Source organism: Micromonospora sp. NPDC049559 (assembly GCF_040676675.1).
Classification (GTDB): domain Bacteria; phylum Actinomycetota; class Actinomycetes; order Mycobacteriales; family Micromonosporaceae; genus JBFAPK01.
Genome location: NZ_JBFAPK010000033.1, coordinates 64,215 through 81,914 on the forward strand (window position 1 = coordinate 64,215; position 17,700 = coordinate 81,914).

A 17,700-nucleotide genomic window follows, 5' to 3' on the forward strand; every position below is an offset into this window, starting at 1 on the left:
AGTGAGCACGAGCAGCCAGTCGAGCGAGAACCCGCTGCAGCCGCCGTGGCTGAACGCTCCGCCGGTCGAGCCGTACCCGTTCGAGGAGACGTACGACCTGCGCACCGGCCCGAAGCTGCACCCCGCGCTGCGCGACCTGCTGCCGTACATCGGCGCGTGGCGGGGCCGGGGCCGGGGCGGCTATCCGACGATCGAGGACTTCGACTACGCGCAGGAAATCCGGATCACCCACGACGGGCGGCCGTTCCTCTACTACGAGTCGCGCGCCTGGCTGATCGACGAGGAGGGCAGGCCGATCCGGCCGGCCGGCCGCGAGGTCGGCTGGTGGCGGCCGGTGCTGGCCGGGGACCGGCCGACCGACGAGCTGGAGGCGCTGATGATGAGCCCGACCGGGGTGATGGAGCTGTACCTCGGCAAGGTCAGCGGTACCCGGGTCGAGCTGGTCACCGACGCGGTGATGCGTACCGCCACCGCCAAGGAGGTCACGGCCGGGCACCGGCTCTTCGGCATCGTCGAGGGCGCGCTGCTCTACGCCCAGGACATGGCCGCGGTCGGGCAGCCGCTCACGCCGCACCTCTCCGCCCGCCTGATCCGCGTCGGCGGCTGACCCGGGGGCGGTCACCGCTTTGGCCGGGACCCGCCATACCCGGCTCAGCCCGTCAGGTCTGAGATCTTCGCCGGGCACGGCGGGCCCCAGCCGCCACAACTCCGGGCCGGTCACCGGCTCGGGAAGCCGAGCAGGTCGAGCAGGGCGTCGGTGTGCGGCGACGCGGGGCGGTGCACCCCGTCCAGGGACCGGACCTCGGCCAGTCCCCGTACCGACGAGGTGAACCAGACCCCGCCGGAGGCGCCGGCCAACTCGGCCGGGGTGACCAGCCGCTCGGCGGCGGTGAGGCCCAGCGCGTCGGCGTGGTCGAGCAGCCAGCGGGCGGTCACGCCGGGCAGGATGCCGGTGCGCTCCGCCGGTACGGTCGCCAGCGTCGAGCCGTCCAGCCAGACCACGCTCGCCGAGGGCCCCTCCAGGGCGTACCCCTCGGTCGAGGTCCAGAGCACGTCGTCCACCCCGTGCCTCGCCGCCCAGCGCCGGGCGGCGAGGCTCACCCCGTACGAGGTGGACTTGACCCCGGCGAGCAGCCACGACGCACCGGCCCGCGCGGCGGCCGAGACGCCGAGCGGCAGCGTGGCGACCGAGATGCCGGCGCGGCGGGCGCGCCGCAACCCGGGCGTCACCTCCGACAGGGTGGCGAAGACGGTGGTCGGGCCGCCGCCCTCCGGGCCCCGGGTGCAGACCAGCCGCAACGCCCCCTCGGTCTCGGCCGGCCAGCCCGCGCAGGCGCTCTCGACCAGCTCGGTCAGCTCCGTCACGGCCGGTAGCGGCAGCTCGACGGTGGCGGCGGAGCGGGCCAGCCGCGCCAGGTGCTCGTCGAGCAGCCAGGGCCGGCCGTCGCGGACGTGCATGGTCTCGAAGAGCCCGTCCCCGTGCAGCACGCCGGTGTCGTCGGCGCGCAGTACCGGTGTACCGGGCGGGACCGGGCCGCGACCCGCCACGGCGACGATCTTTCGTCCCGACATGGCTCCAGAGCGTAACCGGCGGGGGCCGGGGCGACCCGGGCGCACTATTATCGGGCGGTGTCGGATTCATCCCTGGCCGAACTGCTCCGCTCGCGCGGGCTGCGGCTCACCGCGCAGCGGCAGCTGATCCTGCAGGCCGTGCTCGACCTGGAGCACGCCACGCCGGAGCAGGTGCACAGCGCGGTGCGCGAGGTCGCGGCCGGAGTGAACATCACCACTATCTACCGCACCCTGGAATTGCTGGAGCGGCTCGGCCTGGTTACCCATACGCACCTGTCGCACGGTTCTCCCACGTACCACGCGGCGGGTGAGCACCAGCACGTGCACCTGGTTTGCCGCAACTGCGGAACGGTCGACGAGATGGATCCGCAGCTGCTCCAGCCGCTGGCCGACCGGCTCGCCGACGAGCGCGGGTTCCTGGTGGACATCGGGCACGTGGCCCTTTTCGGCGTCTGCCGCGACTGCGGCGAGTGTGGGGAGCAAGCATGATCGACATCCCGGGCGCGGTGGCCGTGACGGACCTGGACGAGGAGTCGCCGGACCGGCCGGCCCCGGAGCACGCCGCCGCCGGGGTGCGCGGCGTGGCGGCGCACTACGGCGACCCGATGCGCGAGCAGCGGCTGCTCGCTACCGAGGTCGGGCTGGTGGACCGCTCCCACCGCGGGGTGATCGCCGTGCCGGGCGAGGAACGGATCGGCTGGCTGCACACGCTGACCAGCCAGTACCTTGCCGACCTGCGCGCCGGGCAGGGGACCGAGCTGCTGGTCCTCTCCCCGCACGGGCACGTCGAGCAGCACGCCATGGTCGCCGAGGACGGCGGGACCACCTGGCTCGACACCGAGCCGGCGAGCACCGCCGACCTGCTCACCTACCTGGAGAAGATGCGCTTCTTCAGCCGGGTCGACCCGCGCGACGTCACCGCCGACTGGGCGCTCCTCTCGCTGGTCGGGCCGCGCGCGACCGAGGCGGCCGGCGCGCTCGGCGTCGCGGGGCTGGCCGAGCCGGAGACGGTGCCGGTGCCGGGTCCCAAGTTCGCCGCCGGGTCCGTCCCACCGCACTCCACCAGCCGGTACGACGTGCGCCCGCTGGCCGGGGGCGGCTGGGCGCGACGGGCGCCGCTCGGCGTGGACCTGCTGGTGCCCCGGCCGGAGCTGGACCGGGTGGTCGGCGAGCTGACCGCGGCGGACGTACGGCCGGCCGGGCTCTGGGCGTACGAGGCGGTCCGGGTGGCCGCCCGGCGGGCCCGGGTCGGCTTCGAGACCGACCACCGCACCATCCCGGCCGAGGTGGACCTGATCGCCCCGGCCGTGCACCTGGACAAGGGCTGCTACCGCGGCCAGGAGACGGTGGCCCGGGTGCACAACCTGGGTAAGCCGCCGCGCCGGCTCGTGCTGCTGCATCTGGACGGCGTCACCAGCGACGAGCTGCCGGCGGTCGGCGAGCCGGTGACCCTGGACGGCCGGGCGGTGGGCTTCGTCGGTACCGCCGTGCGCCACTTCGAGCTGGGCCAGGTCGCGCTGGCCGTGGTCAAGCGCTCGGTCCCCGACGACGCGCGGCTGCTGGTCGGCGGCGCCGCGGCGGCCATCGACCCGGCCTGACCCCCGCTGACCGCGGGCCGGTCCTGATTCGTCGTTCAGGCCGTGCGGTACCGGTGACGGCGCACGGTCTACCATCGCCGGCATGGCGACAGGGACGTTGATCACGGTTGCCCCGACCGGGGCGGAGTCGACGAAGGCCGAGGTACCGGCGCTGCCGGTCACCCTAAACGAGCTGGTGACGACCGCGAAGGAGTGCGAGGCGCTCGGCGCCGCCGTGATCCACGTACACATCCGGGACGACCAGGCCCGTCCCACCCTCGACCTGGGCCGGCTGCGCGACACCGTGGCGGCGCTGCGCGAGAACACCGACCTGGTGGTGCAGCTCTCCACCGGTGGCGCGGTGACCGACCCGGAGGCGGACCGGCTCGCGGTGCTGGAGGCGGCCCCGGAGATGGCCTCCTGCACGATGGGCACGGTCAACTTCGGCGACGACGTCTTCCTCAACCGCTGGGAGTTCATCGTCGACCTGCACGGCCGGATGCAGGAGCGCGGGATCGTCCCCGAGTACGAGATCTTCGACCTCGGTCACCTGACCGCGCTGCAACGGCTGCTCGACCGGTACGGCCTGCCGGCCGGCGGGCACGTGCACGTCGACTTCGTGATGGGCGTACCCGGGGGCATGCCCGGTACCACCCCGGCGCTGGTCGCCTGCGCGCAGGCGCTGCGGGACCTGCCCGAGGGGACGACCTTCTCGGCGACCGGCATCGGGCGCAGCACGATCCCGGTGCTGCTCGCGTCGCTCTCCGCCGGCGGGCACCTGCGGGTCGGCATGGAGGACACCGTCACGTACGCGAAGGGACGCCCGGTCGACTCGAACATGCAGCTGGTGGCACGCGCGGTCGGCTTCGCCCAACTCGCCCAGCGGACCCCGCTGCGCCCAGACGAGGCCCGGAAGCTGCTCGGCATCCCGCCCCGCGCCGCCGCGTAACCGCCGCCCGGACCGGGCCGGCCCGCGCCCCGGCCGCCCGGTCGCCGTGGCCGGCAGCTTGACCGCCCCGACGATCTCCCCGCCCCGCTCGGCCACCGGCGCGTACGTCGTCCCCTCCGGCTCGGCCGCGCGCAGCCGGTCGACCAGCCGGTACCGGTCGTCGAAGCGGCTCGCCGCCATCAGCAGCGCGACGGCGGCCCCCACGTCGCCCCGCGTCAGCTCCCGGATGGTTACGTGCGGTGACGCTCTCTGCTCGCCCATCTCGTCCCCCCAGGGGCCCGATCGGCCCTGGTCCAGGGTCAGAGAGCGCCATGCCGGCTCCAATGTGATCTACGACTCGATCACGCAGGGTTCTCGCCGGAACGATCACCGCCGGGCGGAGGGTCGCCCCGGGGAGCCGGGACCGGGCCGGTACGGTCCACGCCATGAACGACAACTACCGGGGCGGGGTACCGCTGGCCGAGGTCGTCCGGTCCGGCTTCGTGGAGAGCCTCCACCGCGGCTCGGTGGTGCTGCTCGACGGGGCCGGGGCGGTGCTGGAGGCGAGCGGCGACGTCGAATCGGCGATCTTCCCCCGCTCGTCGAACAAGCCGCTCCAGGCGATCGGGATGCTCCGGGCCGGCCTGCGCCTGCGGGACGCGGCGGACCTCGCGCTGGTCTGCGCCAGCCACCACGGCGAGGGATTCCACCTGGAGCGGGTACGCGCCCTGCTGCGCAGCGCCGGACTGGACGAGTCGGCGCTGCACTGCCCGCCGGACATGCCGCTCTCCGAGGACGCGCGGGCGGCCGTGTACCGGGCCGGCGGCGGGCCCGCGCGGGTCCAGATGAACTGCTCGGGCAAGCACACGGGCATGCTGCTGACCTGCCTCGCCGCCGGCTGGCCGGTGCAGGGGTACTGGCGGCCGGAACACCCGCTCCAGGAGCAGTTGCGCGGTGCGGTCGAGGAGTGCGCCGGCGAGCGGGTGACGGCCGTCGGGGTCGACGGCTGCGGCGCGCCGGTGCTGGCGATCTCGCTGACCGCGCTCGCGCGGTCGTTCCTGCGGCTGGTCTCGGCCGCGCCCGGCTCGGCCGAGCGTACGGTCGCCGACGCCATGCGCGAGCACCCGACGATCGTGGCCGGCACCGGCCCGGACGCGTACGACAGTCACCTGATGGCCGGCGTGCCGGGGCTGCTGCTGAAGAGCGGCGCGGAGGGCGTGCTGGCGGCCGCCCTGCCGGGGGTGGGGGCGGTGGCCCTCAAGATCGACGACGGTGGGGCGCGCGGGCGGGTTCCGGTGCTGGTCTCGGCGCTGCGGCGGCTCGGGGTGGACGCGCCGGTCCTCGACGAGTTCGCCTCATTGCCGGTGTCCGGTGGCGGCGCGCCGGTGGGCGCGGTCCGCTCGCTGCCACTGTTCGGGGCGGGGCCGGCCTGAGCCACCTGAGCCCGTCGACCTGACCGGGCGGGCCCCGGCCGTGCCGCCTGGCTCCGGCCGCGCCGACGGGCCTGCCCGCGCCCGTCGGCCTGGTGCCGGCGCCGGCGCGCCGGGCCCCGCCCGGTGTCAGGCCCCGCCCGGTGTCAGGCCCCGCCCGGTGTCAGGCCCCGCCCCGTGTCGGGCTCCGTCAGTTCGCGCTGGCGAGGAAGGTCAGTAGGGCGTCGTTGACGCTGGCGGGCCGTTCCAGCGGGAGCAGGTGCCCCGCGTCCGGTACGTCCGGCAGCCGGGTCGCCACCGGCACCTCGGCCGCGATCTGGTCGGCCAGCCGGGAGATGTCCGGCACGTCGGCCGCGCCGGCTCCGACCAGCACCGGTACCCGGATCTCGCCGAGTCGTCCGATGGCCGGCGGGTCGAGCCGCAGCATGGCGAAGTTGTCGGCGGTGGCCTCGGCCGCCAGCGTACGGCGGTCCATCTCCCGGGCGAAGTCGAGCAGCGCCGGGTCCACGTCGGTCGGTTGCCGGTCCGGCCCGACCACCCAGAACCGCACGTCCGCGGCGGCGGTGGCGTCCAGGTCCCCGGCGTCGACGTCGCCGATCACCTTCTCCCAGAGGTCGTTGGTCTCGTCGGACCACTCGTGGCCGGAGACGGTCGTCCCGAGCAGCACCAGCGCGCTGACCCGGTGCGGGTGCGCGAGCGCGACGTCGATGGCGACGGCGCCGCCGACCGAGCAGCCGACCAGCGCGGCCCGCTCGATTCCCAGGGCGTCGAGGAGGCCGGCGACGTCGTCGTGCTGGGCGAAGGTACCGGTCGGCAGATCGGAGTCGCCGTACCCGCGCAGGTCGAGGGTCACCACCCGATGGTGGGCGGCGAGCGGGCCGATCTGTTCCCGCCACATCCGGCGGTCGGCGATGCCCGCGTGCACCAGGACGACCGGGCTTCCCGCGCCGGTGTCGTCGTACGCCAGCGCGGCGCCGTTCACATTGATCATTGGCACCACAGGAAGTTACGCAGTGGCGGCGGAGAGCGCAACATGAACGTCGATTCGGGTTCTGCTAGCTGTCGCTAGCGTTTGCTTGCAAGAGTTAGCACCGCGAGCTACCGTCGACGTATGGCCAATCCGAAGGACCTCCCCCGCGACATCGGTGGGTTCATCCGGGACCTTCGTCGCAACGCGCGGATCTCGCTGCGGCAGCTCGCCGAGCAGGCCGGGGTCAGCAACCCCTACCTCAGCCAGATCGAGCGCGGGTTGCGCAAGCCGAGCGCGGAGGTCCTGCAACAGATCGCCAGCGCGCTGCGGGTCTCGACCCCGGCCATGTACCTGCGGGCGGGCCTGCTGGACGACCGGGAGGGCCAGGGCGTGATCGCCGCCATCACGGCCGATCCGGACCTCACGATGGCGCAGAAGCAGTCGCTCATCCAGATCTACGAGACGTTCCGCCGGGAGAACGCCCGCCACCAGGCCGAGACCGGGTCGGGTCCGGCCGGGACGGAAGATGCCGAAAATTCCCCTGTTGCGGGCATACGTCCCCCGTCGGCGGGGAAAACAGCAGGTCCGGACCTTGCGGAGGCGGTACTCGACTCCGTGGCCGTGACCGAGGCGGGCGCCGCCGGCCCGCCCACCGCCGCGCATCCCGCCACCGAGCCGGCGGCGAGCGAGCCCGAGGTCGCGCCCGAACCCGAGGCGGCGGCCGAGCCCGGGGCTGCGGCGACCGAGCCTGAGGTAGCGGCCGCGACCGAGCCCGTGAAGAAGCCGAAGCCCGTGAAGAAGATCGCCAAGAGGACGATCAGGAAGACCGCCCCGGCGGTCGAGGAGGAGAAGTGATGTCCCAGCCCAGGACGACCCGCATCCCCGCACCGCTCTACGCCGCGGCGGGCGCCGGCGAGCTGGCGTACGAGCAGCTGCGCAAGCTGCCCGCCGTGGTCAACGAGCTGAGCGGCAAGGCCGCGACCGGCGCCGCCGAGCTGCGCGACCGCGCCGCCACCGGAGCCTTCGAGCTGCGCCGGCTGCCGGAGGTCGTCAACGAGATCGGCGGCAAGGCCGCCATGACCACCGCCGAGCTGCGCGAGCGGGCCGCCGCCACGCTGCGCACCGCCAACAGCACCGCCGCCTCGCTGCGTGACCGGGCCGGCGGTGGCGAGTTCGACGTCGACCGGCTCCGCCAGGCCGCGTTCCGCAACGCCGCCATGGTTGTCGCCAGCGCGCAGGTGGCCCAGGAGCGCGCGATGGCCGCGTACGGCGCGCTCGTCGCCCGCGGCGAGCGGGTCGTCGGCACCGGCGTCGTGCAGGCGGCCGAGACCGTCAACGCCGACATGGAGGCGACCGAGGCTCCGGGCGCCGAGGCGGCGGCCGGGACGACCGGCGTGGCGACCGCGTCCGCCCCGGAGCCGCCCACCACCGCCGAGGGCGTGAGGCGGCCGGCCCGCGCCGGCCGGTCGACCCGGGCCACGGCGGCCCGCCGGTCGGCCGCGAAGTCGACGGGCCCGGCCACCCGCACGGACCAGGCCGAGTAACGCACGTCTGTGGACGGCTCGCCGCCGGCGGGCCGGACCATCGCCGGCGACCCCGGGTGCGGCAAGTGGTACGCACCCGGGGTCGCCGGCATAAGCTTCAAGGCATGGCCTCCGCCGCACCGATCTTCTACCAGAACGTCCGATTCGTTATTGACCTGGTGCTGCTCGTCTTCGCCCTCGTGGTGCAGGCGGTCGCGCTGGTGCACTGCATCACCCAGCGCTCCGACGCGTTCCCCGCGATCGGGACCCTCCCCAAGGGTGCCTGGATCGCCATCCTCGGCGTCTGTCTCCTGCTGACACTGATCTCGTACGGAACCATCACGATCTTCGCGCTGATCGGTATCGCGGCGGCCCTGGTCTACCTGCTGGACGTCCGCATCGGACTGCGCGACCTCACCGACGGCAAAGGCTTCTGGTGAGGGATTTCCGCTGGCCACCGCCGCCCGACGGCGGTCCACGGACGTACGGACCCGGGCCGAGCGCCCCCCGCAACGGTCGCCCGGCGCTGCCGGAGCCCGAGACCGAGCTGGTCGCCACCCCACACGGGGTACGCCTGGAGCGGCTCGTCACCGGTGTCGGCGAGCCGGTCACGGTCTTCGCCCACGGGCTCGCCAACGGCATCGCCACCACCCGGCCGCTGGGCAGCGCCGTGCGGGGGCGACGCATCTTCTTCCAGTTCCGGGGGCACGGGCGGTCGGAGGCGCCACCCGGCCCGTGGACGTACGCCGACCTCGCCCGCGACCTGCGCGCCATCGCGGACCTGGGCGGGGCGAGCCGGGCCCTCGGCGTGAGCCTCGGGGCGGGCGCGCTCACCCGCGTCGTCGCGGAGAGCCCCCAACGGTTCGAGCGGCTCGTCTTCTTCCTGCCGGCGGTGCTCGACCAGCCGCGCCCGCCGGCCGCCCGTACCCGACTGGAGAACCTGCTCGCGGCGCTCGCCAGCGGTGAGGCGTCCGCCGTCGCCGAGGAGGTCTCGGTGGAGCTGCCGCCGGCGGTGCGCAACACGCCGGCCGGCTGGGCGTACCTGCGCCAGCGCCTCGACCACCTGATGCGCGACGGCCTCGCGCCGGCGCTGGCCACCCTGGCCGAGCAGGTGGCGATCCGGGACCGGGCCGCCCTGGCCGGCGTCACCGCCCGGACCCTGGTGATCGGCTGCGTCGGCGACGACCTGCATCCGGTCGAGGCGGCCGAGCAGCTCGCGGCCGCGATACCCGGGGCGGTCCTGCACGTGTACGACCGGCCCGGCGTCCTCTGGACCGAACGCGCCGACCTGCGCGCCCGCATCTCGGACTTCCTGAACGGGTAGCCGTCGCCGGGCCGGTCGGGCTCCGGCCGCCGGCGGTTCCGGCCCGGCCGGGCTAGACGGGTAACCTGGGCGGCTATGGGCGTCACCCACCACGGCCGGACGCACCGGCTCGACCTCGCCGATCCGACGCTGCGCGAGTGGGAGTGCACGGTGCTGCACTCCGATCCGGAGCAGGGGATCGTGCTGGACCGCTCGGCGTTCTACCCGGGCGGCGGGGGCCAGCCGCCGGACCACGGGGTACTGCTCTGGCAGGGCGTGCAGACCCGGATCGTCGGCACCCGCAAGGGCGACGACCTGTACCTGATCCCGGCCGAGGGCGATCCGCTGCCGCCGGCCGGTACCGCCGTCACGGGCGCGGTCGAGGACGCCCGGCGGAGCCTGCTGATGCGTACCCACTCCGGGCTGCACGTGCTCTGCGGCGTGGTGTTCCGGGACTTCGGCGCGCTGGTGACCGGCGGGAACATGGAGCCGGGCGAGGCCCGGATGGACTTCAACCTGCCCGAGGTGCCCGCCGACTTCAAGGCGCGGCTGGAGGAGCAGGTCAACGCCGAGGTGGCGGTCGACCGGGCGGTGGCGGTGCGGGTGCTGCCCCGGGACGAGGCGCTGGCGCTGCCCGACATCATCCGTACCCAGTCGAACCTGATCCCCGCCGACGAGCAGGAGATTCGCATCGTCGACATCGTCGGGCTGGACGTGCAGGCCGACGGCGGTACGCACGTCGCCTCCACCGCCCAGATCGGCAAGGTGCGGGTGGTCAAGGTGGAGAGCAAGGGCCGGGCCAACCGCCGGGTCCGGGTACGCCTCGCCGACTGAGACGCCCGGGGGTGGCCGGTGCGATAGTCAGGACGGTCGTCCTGAGGTCGCCGCCTGCCAGACCCAGTCCTGACGGTCGTACAACGGGGTGAGTCCCAGGCGGATCATGTTGTTCAGGGACGGGGTCGAGTCACCCGGTTCGGGTCGGGCGGTTTCGGCGACCAGCCAGCGGCATCCGACCGCCGCCGCAGCCGCTGCCCTCGCCGCGATCAGCGCCGACTGCGCGCCCCGTCCACGGTGGCTCTCTTCGGTAGCGTCGGAGTTCAGCGCGGCGGCCTCGCCGTGGATGAAGAGGCTCGCCGCCGCCACCATCTCGTCGCCGTCCCAGGCGGCGTACCCGCGGTAGGCGGGCTGTCCCACCGAGGCGGCGGTCGCCATGGTGAAAGGCTCCGGCATTCCGAACACGTCGGTGATCAGGGACGCCCACTGCCCGGCCTGCGCCGGCGTGACCGGCGCGATCCGCAGATCCGTCGTACGCGACTGGATGGCGTCGACCGCACCGGCGAGCTTCACGGTCCAGCCCCCGCCGGTGAGCCCGTGTACGGCACAGATCTCGTCCCAGTCCGACGGCAGGGCATCCGGGGCGATCTGGATGCGCAGCGCGGTGCTGCCGTGCTCGCGGTGCCAATCGATGACGTCGGCGATCAGCTTCTCGGTGACCGGCTCGGTGAGACCGAGCCCGAGCGTCTTGTGCAGGTTGCCCTCGCGGTAGGCGAGGGACGCGCCCCCGCCGACGCGACGCACGGCGAAGCCGTACCTCTCGCGGACGACGGCGGGTAGCAGCGCGACAATCGCCACGTTGAGCTCGACCTCGACGCACTCGACGAGCGCTGTTGTGATCTTCTCTGTGGGCTCGGCGGTCGCCGCCGTGTGCCGGCCGTGGGCTTCGGCTTCGGTGAGCTCGGCGGGTCGGGTGAGGTGGCTTGACGACACGGGGCATCCCTATAAATATTGACTAAATTGCGCGGAATAGGGGCGCGCGCCGCAATAAAAGCGGTTGGTCGTTGTCATGTATAGGGCTGGCGGGGAATTGTGAGCCGAATCGCCGGACAATCCGGGTGGGTCGGCCGCAACACCAACCCACCCGCCGGTCCGGGCCATGGCCGGAACCGCCCCGGCGGTGCCCGGCCGGTTGTTCTGGCCCGTCGGAATTCATGCCGCTCCCTCGGAACGACAGTCGTGGCACCAGCGGAGGGGGCCGGCGGTTCGGTCGTAGGGCTTTCGCGGGCCCGCACTAGAGATGCGCGGTGCGGACGTCGCGTAGCCAGCGCTCGACCGTCGGCTCGTCCGGCCGCTCCGGCAGCGGGCTGCGGATCGTGGCGAAGTCCCGCTCCGCCTCGGCGAGCAGGGCCCGGGCCCGGTCGAGCTGCCCGGCGGCGACCTGCTCGCCGAACTCCACGTACCAGCGTGGATCGTCGAGCCGGATCGGCAGCCGGCCGGTCGCGTAGAGCCGCCGGCCCTGGTGCAGCAGGCGGGCCAGGTGGCGGGCGTGCTTCGCCGTACGCCGGCCCGTCTCGCCCGCGCCGGCGTGCCGGTTCTCGATCTTGCGGAACTGCTGCGCGGCGTACCCGAGGTAGGCGTCACGTACCCGCCCGGCGGTGAGGAACGCCGCGCGGATCCCGATCAGCCGATCCCCGAGCCCGGTCCGTACCTCGTAGAGGTCGTCGGGGAGCCAGATCAGCTCGGTCGCCGTCGGGTTGCCGCTCAGCGCCAGCCGGCAGTACTTGCGCGCCTCGTGCCAGGTCTGGTCCGGGTCCGTGCTGACGATCGACTCGCGGGGCGGGTGCAGCCCGTGCAGGTCGACCGTGGGCGCGGCGAAGAGACCGAGCCGGTCCACGTCCGAGCCCGGCCCGGCCAGCCCGTACGCGGTCGAACCGACGACGCCGGCGAGCAGGGGATGCATCCAACGATGATCCACTGGCGGTGCCGGCGCGGAGAAGCGGTTTTCCGGCCGGTCGGAAAACCGGACGCCGGTTGTCAGGATTCGTTGCCAGGCTCCGGAGCCATGAGTGGAACGCTGAAGGGAAAGGTCGCCCTGGTCGCCGGGGCGACCCGGGGCGCGGGCCGGCAGATCGCGGTGCAGCTCGGCGCGGCCGGGGCCACCGTCTACGCCACCGGCCGGAGCACCCGGGCCCAGCGCTCGGAGATGGACCGGCCCGAGACGATCGAGGAGACGGCGGAGCTGGTCGACGCGGCCGGCGGTACCGGCATCGGGGTGCGGGTCGACCACCTGGTACCCGACGAGGTGCGGGCGCTGGTCGAGCGGATCGACCGGGAGCAGGGGCGGCTGGACATCCTGGTCAACGACATCTGGGGCGCCGACCAACTGGTCACCTGGGACAAGCCGGTCTGGGAGCAGCCGCTGGAGGCGGGGCTGCGTACGCTGCGGCTCGCGGTCGAGACGCACGTCGTGACCAGCCACTTCGCGCTGCCCCTGCTGATCCGGCGGCCGGGTGGGCTGGTGGTCGAGATCGGCGACGGCACGAAGGAGTACAACGAGGCGAACTACCGGCTCTCCGTCTTCTACGACCTCGCGAAGATGTCGGTCAACCGGCTCGCCTTCATTCAGGCGCACGAGCTGCGCCCGTACGGGGCCACCGCGGTCGCGCTCACGCCCGGCTGGCTGCGCTCGGAGAGCATGCTGGAGCACTTCGGCGTCACCGAGGAGAACTGGCGGGACGCGACCGAGCGGGAGCCGCACTTCGTCATCTCGGAGAGCCCGGCGTTCGTCGGGCGGGCGGTCGCGGCGCTCGCCGCCGACCCGGAGCGGGACCGCTGGTCCGGGCAGGTCCTCTCCAGCGCGCAACTCGCCCAGGTGTACGGCTTCACCGATCTCGACGGCAGCCGGCCCGACGCGTGGCGCTACATCGCCGAGGTGGAGAGCCAGGGCAAGCCGGCCGACGCGACCGGGTACCGCTGACCGGAGCCGCCCGCTACTGCCGCGCCGCCGGCTACTGCCGCGCCGCCGGCTACTCCCGCGCCGCCGGCTACTTCGGCGGCGGCGGGTAGCGGCCGGCCATCCGGTGCGCGGCGTCGGCGAGCCGGGCGCGCAGTTGCGGCGGGTCCAGCGCCTCGGCCTCGGGACCGAGGCCGAGCAGTTGGGTGTACGCGACGTCGACGGACTCGACGGGCAGCCGGGTGACCACCCATCCCTGCCCGTCGGGCTCGCCCGCCGCCGCCAGGGCCTCCTCGACGGCGGGCGGCTCGAAGGCGTACCGCAGGGCCCGCAGCCCGGCCGGGCTCAGCCGTACGGTGATCCACTCGGCCAGCATCGACCGGAGGAAGCGCGCCGAATTGGCCGCCCAGAAGGCCGGCAGGTCGAACGTCCCGTCCCGGGCGAAGCTCTCCTCGCCCAGGGTCAGGCCGGTGATCCGGTCGACCCGGTAGGTGCGGTGCCCGTCCCCGACCCGGGCGACCAGGTACCAGGTGCCCGCCTTGAGCACCAGTCCGTACGGCTCGACGGCCCGGGTCACCTCCCCGTCGCGGCGGCGGTACCGCAGCTCGACCCCGCGGTCCTGCCACACCGCCCGGGCCAACTCGGTCAGCCACGGCGGCGGGTCCGACTCCCGGAACCAGCCCGGTACGTCCAGGTGGAAGCGCTGCCCGGCGCGGGCCGACGCGTCCCGCAGCCCGGGCGGCAGCGCCGCGAGCACCTTCAACCGGGCCGCCGCCACGGCGCCGGCCAGCCCCATCTCGCTGGCCGGTCCGGGCAGCCCGGAGAGGAAGAGCGCGTCGGCCTCGTCCCGGCTCAGCCCGGTCAGCCGGGTCCGGTAGCCGCCGAGCAGCCGGTAGCCGCCGGCGCGGCCACGGTCGGCGTACACCGGTACGCCGGCGGCCGAGAGGGCGAGGATGTCGCGGTAGACGGTCCGCTCGGAGACCTCCAGCTCCGCGGCGAGCTGGGCGGCGGTCATGGTCTCCCGCGCCTGGAGCAGCAGGACGAGTGAGATCAGTCGGGCCGCCCGCATCCCACCATCCTGCCGGGCGCGGCCCTCGCCCCGGCGACCTGGTCGGGCAGGGTTGGGGGCGCGGCCGGCGGATCCAGATTTTCTTCCGCGGTGCTGTGACAGGGACCGGGGGTCCGGACAGGTAGGGGTGTGGACGAGGGAAAGGCACTGATGGGCGCGGGCGGGCGGAACACCGGCTCGGCCGAGCGGGAACGGCGCTTCCGGGATCTGCACGAGCGGACGTACGCGGACCTGCTCCGCTTCGTCGAGCGGCGGATCAGCCCGAGCGAGGCCGAGGACGTGGTCGCCACCGTCTTCCTCACCGCCTGGCGGCGGCTGGACGACGTACCGGAGGACGCGCGGCCGTGGCTGTTCGCCGTGGCCCGCAGGACGATGGTCAACCAGGTCCGGGGGGTGTGGCGTCGCCGAGCCCTGGACGTGCGCGTCGCCGCGCAGGGGGAGCCGGTCGAGGCCGACGGCTCGGCGGGGACGGCGGTACGCCTCGACCTCGTCCGGGCCTGGCGGACGCTCCGCCCGGCCGACCGGGAGGTGCTGGCGCTGGCCGCCTTCGACGACCTCACCTCCGAGCAGGCGGCGCGGGTGCTCGGTTGCCGCCCGACGGCGTACACCACGCGATTGAGCCGCGCCCGCAAGCGGCTACAGGCCGCGCTGGAGCCCACCCGGGCGACCGTGGAAGAGAAGATCAAGGAGCAGGCATGGAGCTGAACGAGAACGCGGGGCGGGGCGGCGACCTGGCCGACCTCGCCGTGCTCGACCCGGCCGCCGGCCGTGAGCCCAGCCCGGAGGAGTGGATCCGGGCCCGCGCGGCCGTCGATCGGATGATCGCCCCCGGCGAGCCGGCCGACGCGCGCGCCCGGCCGCGGCCGCTGGGGCGGCGCTTCGCCCTGGTCGGCGCGGTCGCGGCGGTGGCCGCCGCGGGCGTCGTGGTGGTCCCGGCGCTGCTGCCCAGCACCGCGGAGAAGGCGTCCGCCGCGTGGACGCCCGAGCCGTCCGAGCTGACCGGCAGCCAGGTGCTGCCGCTCGCCCGGGAGTGCGCCGAGGCGTGGGAGGCCGGCGCCCCCGGCGCCGACGACGTGATCGTGGCCGAGCGGCGCGGCGTCGCCAGCCTGCTGATCATGCAGCGGGGCGCGGGCAGCGCCGAGTGCCTGAGCCTGGACTCCCACGAGGTGACCGCGTGGATGGGGCTGACGGAGGGGCCGGGTGCCACCCCGCCCGACGGCACGGTGACGATCGAGACGATGAGCTCGGTGGGCGAGGGCAGGTCGCAGTACTCGAACGTGGTCGGCCGGGTCGGGGCGTCGGTCGTCGGGATCGACCTGGTCATGCCCGACGGCGAGGTCATCCGCCCCAGCGTGCGCGCCGGCTGGTGGGCGGCGTGGTGGCCGGGGCCCGAGGGCGGCGAGGTGAACACCTTCCGGGTGGTCGTGCACACCGCGGCCGGCGACTCGGCCTTCGTACCGGGCCAGCTCTTCGCCGCCCGCTAGGCTCACCGCCCCGGTGACCGGGACCGGCGGGCTCCCCGCCGGTCCCGGTCCGCGCCCGCGGGTGCGGCCGGTCGTCTCCGACGGCGAGCCGCGCCCGCTAGCGGTTGCCGGGGGTGAGCAGCCCGCGCTCGAACGCCGTCGCCACGGCCGCGGCCCGGTCGTTCACGCCGAGCTTGGCGTAGACGTGCAGCAGGTGCGTCTTGACGGTCGCCTCGCTGATGAAGAGGTGGGCGGCGGCCTCCCGGTTGGTCGAGCCGCGGGCTATCAGGCCCAGTACCTCCAGCTCCCGCTGGCTGAGCGGCTCGCGCGCCGGGCTGCGCAGCCGTCCCACCAGCCGGCTCGCCACCGACGGGGAGAGCACGGACTCGCCGCGCGCCGCGGCCCGTACCGCCCGGAACAGCTCCTCGCGCGGGGCGTCCTTGAGCAGGTACCCGGTCGCCCCGGCCTGGATCGCCGGCAGCACGTCGCTGTCCGTGTCGTACGTGGTCAGGACCAGGACGCGCGCGGCGGATCCGCGCCGGGCCAGTTCGCCGATGGCCGTGACGCCGTCCATGCCCGGCATGCGCAGGTCCATCAGTACGACGTCCGGTTGCCGCGCCTCGACCAGGGTCAGCGCCTCCGCGCCCCCGGCCGCCTCGCCGAGCACCTCGAAGTCCGGATCGCCGGCGAACATGCCGCGCAGCCCGTCCCGGACCACCGGGTGGTCGTCGACGATGATCAGGCGGATCGGCTGGGCCATGCTCCCTCTCCTCCGGTCACGTACCGGTCGCGATGGCGGGCACGGTGGCCGAGATGGCCGTACCCGCGCCCGGCTCGGACTCGATCTCCAGGCGGCCGGCGACCCGCTGCACCCGCTGCCGCATCGCCGCCAACCCGAAGCCGCCCCTGCGCACGTCCTCGGCGCCGCCGGGCGGAGCGGGCGGGGCCCCGGCGGTCGGCGCCGGAGCGCTCCCGGCGGTCCGCTCCGGGGCGACCGGCGGAAGCGGGGCGGCCGGATCGAAGCCGACGCCGTCGTCGCGTACGTCGAGCGTCACCAGGTCCTCCATGTAGGAGAGGGTGAGCCCGACCCGGCCGGCGTTGGCGTGCTTGGCCACGTTCGCGAGCGCCTCCTGGGCGGTACGCAGCAGGGTCACCTCGATCTCCGGGTGCATCCGCCGGACCTCGCCCGTGCAGGTCAGCTCCGCCGCCACGCCGTTGATCCCCGACCAGCGATCGAGCAGGTCGGCCAGCGCCTCCGGCAACCGGGCCAGCTCCAGCGGCTCGGGTTGCCCGGCCCGTACCGAGCGCCGCGCCTCGGAGAGGCTCTCCCGGGCCAGCAGTACCGCGTTGTCGATGTGCCGCTGCCAGTCGGTGTCCCGGTGCCGCGCCTGCCCGGCCGCCTCCAACTGGGTGATGATGCCGGTCAGCCCCTGGGCCAGCGTGTCGTGGATCTCCCTGGCCATCCGCTGCCGCTCGTCCAGGATGCCCGCCTCCCGGGCCTGGGCGAGCAGTTGGGCGTGCAGCCCGGCGTTCTCCCGTACGGTCGCCTCCAGCTTCCGGTTCGCCTCGGCCAACTGCTCGACCATCGCCTTGCGGCTCGCGCTGCGCTGGTCCTGCAGCCAGCCGAACCAGCTGAACGCGGTGGCGAGGGTGACGTTGAGAAGCACCAGACCCGCCCAGAGCGCGGTGGCGCCGGGGTCGTGCGGCAGGCCGCCGGACTGGGAGGTCCCGGCGAGCACGCCGGTGCAGGCCACCCCGGCAAGTCGCCACCTGCCGGGGAGCACCGCGTAGGCGTGCAGGTAACCGGTGAACACGAAGAACCCGAAGAGCGGGGCCCGGACCACCAGTACCGCGCCGAGGGCGAGCAGGCCGAGGTAGTAGACCGCCATCAGGGCGCGGCGGGTCCGCCAGTGCGGGTGCAGGGTGACGAACCAGGCGATCCAGCCCGCCGTGCCAACGGCGATCAGCAGCGTCACGACCAGCGACGTGCCGTCCGCGGGCGGAAGAGCGACCACGGTGAGCAGGGCCGAGAGCGCCAGCGCGGCGTACGGGCTCCACCGGTTGAAGGTTCCCTCGCGCCGCTCCCAGGCGCTGAGCGCGCTGGCCTGTTCCGCCGCGGTCGTCATCCTGTACCC

Annotated in this window: 20 protein-coding genes; 13 read left to right on the forward strand and 7 right to left on the reverse strand. The window is 74.3% G+C overall.

The window, feature by feature from the left end; all coding sequences use genetic code 11:
* Position 1: 1 nt before the first annotated feature.
* Positions 2–607, forward strand: a complete 606-nt coding sequence (locus AB0J86_RS28990; protein ID WP_363860804.1) for an FABP family protein — start codon at positions 2–4, stop codon at positions 605–607.
* A gap of 110 nt (positions 608–717) precedes the next feature.
* Here the strand turns inward: AB0J86_RS28990 and AB0J86_RS28995 are convergent, their stop codons facing one another.
* Positions 718–1,572: an aminotransferase class IV gene (locus AB0J86_RS28995; RefSeq protein ID WP_363860805.1), complete on the reverse strand. Its 855-nt coding sequence runs from the start codon at positions 1,570–1,572 to the stop codon at positions 718–720.
* Between the two features lie 57 nt (positions 1,573–1,629).
* Between AB0J86_RS28995 and AB0J86_RS29000 the strand changes: the two genes are divergently transcribed.
* The 4 genes from AB0J86_RS29000 to AB0J86_RS29015 all read left to right on the forward strand — a co-directional run bounded on the left by AB0J86_RS29000 (position 1,630) and on the right by AB0J86_RS29015 (position 5,510).
* Positions 1,630–2,061 (forward strand): Fur family transcriptional regulator, encoded by a 432-nt coding sequence (locus AB0J86_RS29000; protein ID WP_363860806.1) that lies wholly within the window; start codon positions 1,630–1,632, stop codon positions 2,059–2,061.
* Positions 2,058–3,170, forward strand: coding sequence for a folate-binding protein (locus AB0J86_RS29005; protein ID WP_363860807.1), 1,113 nt, complete (start codon positions 2,058–2,060; stop codon positions 3,168–3,170). The genes AB0J86_RS29000 and AB0J86_RS29005 overlap by 4 nt, the downstream gene beginning before the upstream one ends.
* Positions 3,171–3,252: 82 nt before the next feature.
* Positions 3,253–4,098, forward strand: a complete 846-nt coding sequence (locus tag AB0J86_RS29010; protein WP_363860808.1) for a 3-keto-5-aminohexanoate cleavage protein — start codon at positions 3,253–3,255, stop codon at positions 4,096–4,098.
* A gap of 425 nt (positions 4,099–4,523) precedes the next feature.
* Positions 4,524–5,510 carry an asparaginase gene (locus AB0J86_RS29015; RefSeq protein ID WP_363860809.1) on the forward strand — a complete coding sequence of 329 codons (987 nt, stop codon included), beginning with the start codon at positions 4,524–4,526 and terminating at the stop codon, positions 5,508–5,510.
* 187 nt (positions 5,511–5,697) lie between these two features.
* On the opposite strand, the gene AB0J86_RS29020 is transcribed toward AB0J86_RS29015, so the two are convergent.
* Entirely contained in the window at positions 5,698–6,498 is an 801-nt protein-coding gene (locus tag AB0J86_RS29020; protein ID WP_363860838.1) for an alpha/beta hydrolase, read from the reverse strand.
* 120 nt (positions 6,499–6,618) lie between these two features.
* Here AB0J86_RS29020 and AB0J86_RS29025 point away from each other — a divergent pair, with 120 nt between their 5' ends.
* From AB0J86_RS29025 to AB0J86_RS29045, 5 genes are all read left to right on the forward strand, one after another.
* Positions 6,619–7,332, forward strand: coding sequence for a helix-turn-helix domain-containing protein (locus AB0J86_RS29025; RefSeq protein WP_363860810.1), 714 nt, complete (start codon positions 6,619–6,621; stop codon positions 7,330–7,332).
* Entirely contained in the window at positions 7,329–8,021 is a 693-nt protein-coding gene (locus AB0J86_RS29030) for a hypothetical protein (protein ID WP_363860811.1), read from the forward strand. Before AB0J86_RS29025 ends, AB0J86_RS29030 begins: the two co-directional genes overlap by 4 nt.
* Positions 8,022–8,125: 104 nt before the next feature.
* Complete coding sequence (locus AB0J86_RS29035) at positions 8,126–8,440, forward strand: DUF2516 family protein (RefSeq protein WP_363860812.1); 315 nt, start codon at positions 8,126–8,128, stop codon at positions 8,438–8,440.
* Positions 8,437–9,324 (forward strand): alpha/beta hydrolase, encoded by an 888-nt coding sequence (locus AB0J86_RS29040; protein WP_363860813.1) that lies wholly within the window; start codon positions 8,437–8,439, stop codon positions 9,322–9,324. Before AB0J86_RS29035 ends, AB0J86_RS29040 begins: the two co-directional genes overlap by 4 nt.
* A gap of 75 nt (positions 9,325–9,399) precedes the next feature.
* Positions 9,400–10,137: an alanyl-tRNA editing protein gene (locus tag AB0J86_RS29045; protein ID WP_363860814.1), complete on the forward strand. Its 738-nt coding sequence runs from the start codon at positions 9,400–9,402 to the stop codon at positions 10,135–10,137.
* Positions 10,138–10,164: 27 nt separating this feature from the next.
* Here the strand turns inward: AB0J86_RS29045 and AB0J86_RS29050 are convergent, their stop codons facing one another.
* Together AB0J86_RS29050 and AB0J86_RS29055 are read right to left on the reverse strand one after the other, a co-directional pair.
* Positions 10,165–11,070, reverse strand: coding sequence for a GNAT family N-acetyltransferase (locus AB0J86_RS29050; protein ID WP_363860815.1), 906 nt, complete (start codon positions 11,068–11,070; stop codon positions 10,165–10,167).
* A 301-nt stretch (positions 11,071–11,371) separates the two neighbouring features.
* Positions 11,372–12,040, reverse strand: a complete 669-nt coding sequence (locus AB0J86_RS29055; RefSeq protein WP_363860816.1) for a nucleotidyltransferase domain-containing protein — start codon at positions 12,038–12,040, stop codon at positions 11,372–11,374.
* A gap of 102 nt (positions 12,041–12,142) precedes the next feature.
* Between AB0J86_RS29055 and AB0J86_RS29060 the strand changes: the two genes are divergently transcribed.
* Positions 12,143–13,057 (forward strand): SDR family oxidoreductase, encoded by a 915-nt coding sequence (locus tag AB0J86_RS29060; protein WP_363860817.1) that lies wholly within the window; start codon positions 12,143–12,145, stop codon positions 13,055–13,057.
* Between the two features lie 67 nt (positions 13,058–13,124).
* On the opposite strand, the gene AB0J86_RS29065 is transcribed toward AB0J86_RS29060, so the two are convergent.
* A complete protein-coding gene (locus tag AB0J86_RS29065; RefSeq protein ID WP_363860818.1) occupies positions 13,125–14,102 on the reverse strand; it encodes a YafY family protein in 978 nt (325 codons plus the stop codon).
* A 129-nt stretch (positions 14,103–14,231) separates the two neighbouring features.
* Here AB0J86_RS29065 and AB0J86_RS29070 point away from each other — a divergent pair, with 129 nt between their 5' ends.
* Together AB0J86_RS29070 and AB0J86_RS29075 are read left to right on the forward strand one after the other, a co-directional pair.
* On the forward strand, positions 14,232–14,807 hold the full coding sequence (locus AB0J86_RS29070) for an RNA polymerase sigma factor (protein WP_363860819.1): 576 nt from the start codon (positions 14,232–14,234) through the stop codon (positions 14,805–14,807).
* Positions 14,798–15,586 carry a hypothetical protein gene (locus tag AB0J86_RS29075; protein ID WP_363860820.1) on the forward strand — a complete coding sequence of 263 codons (789 nt, stop codon included), beginning with the start codon at positions 14,798–14,800 and terminating at the stop codon, positions 15,584–15,586. The genes AB0J86_RS29070 and AB0J86_RS29075 overlap by 10 nt, the downstream gene beginning before the upstream one ends.
* Before the next feature lie 97 nt (positions 15,587–15,683).
* Here AB0J86_RS29075 and AB0J86_RS29080 read toward each other — a convergent pair whose 3' ends face one another.
* Positions 15,684–16,325, reverse strand: a complete 642-nt coding sequence (locus AB0J86_RS29080) for a response regulator transcription factor (RefSeq protein WP_363860821.1) — start codon at positions 16,323–16,325, stop codon at positions 15,684–15,686.
* Between the two features lie 16 nt (positions 16,326–16,341).
* Positions 16,342–17,691 (reverse strand): sensor histidine kinase, encoded by a 1,350-nt coding sequence (locus tag AB0J86_RS29085; protein WP_363860822.1) that lies wholly within the window; start codon positions 17,689–17,691, stop codon positions 16,342–16,344.
* Between the last annotated feature and the right edge of the window lie 9 nt (positions 17,692–17,700).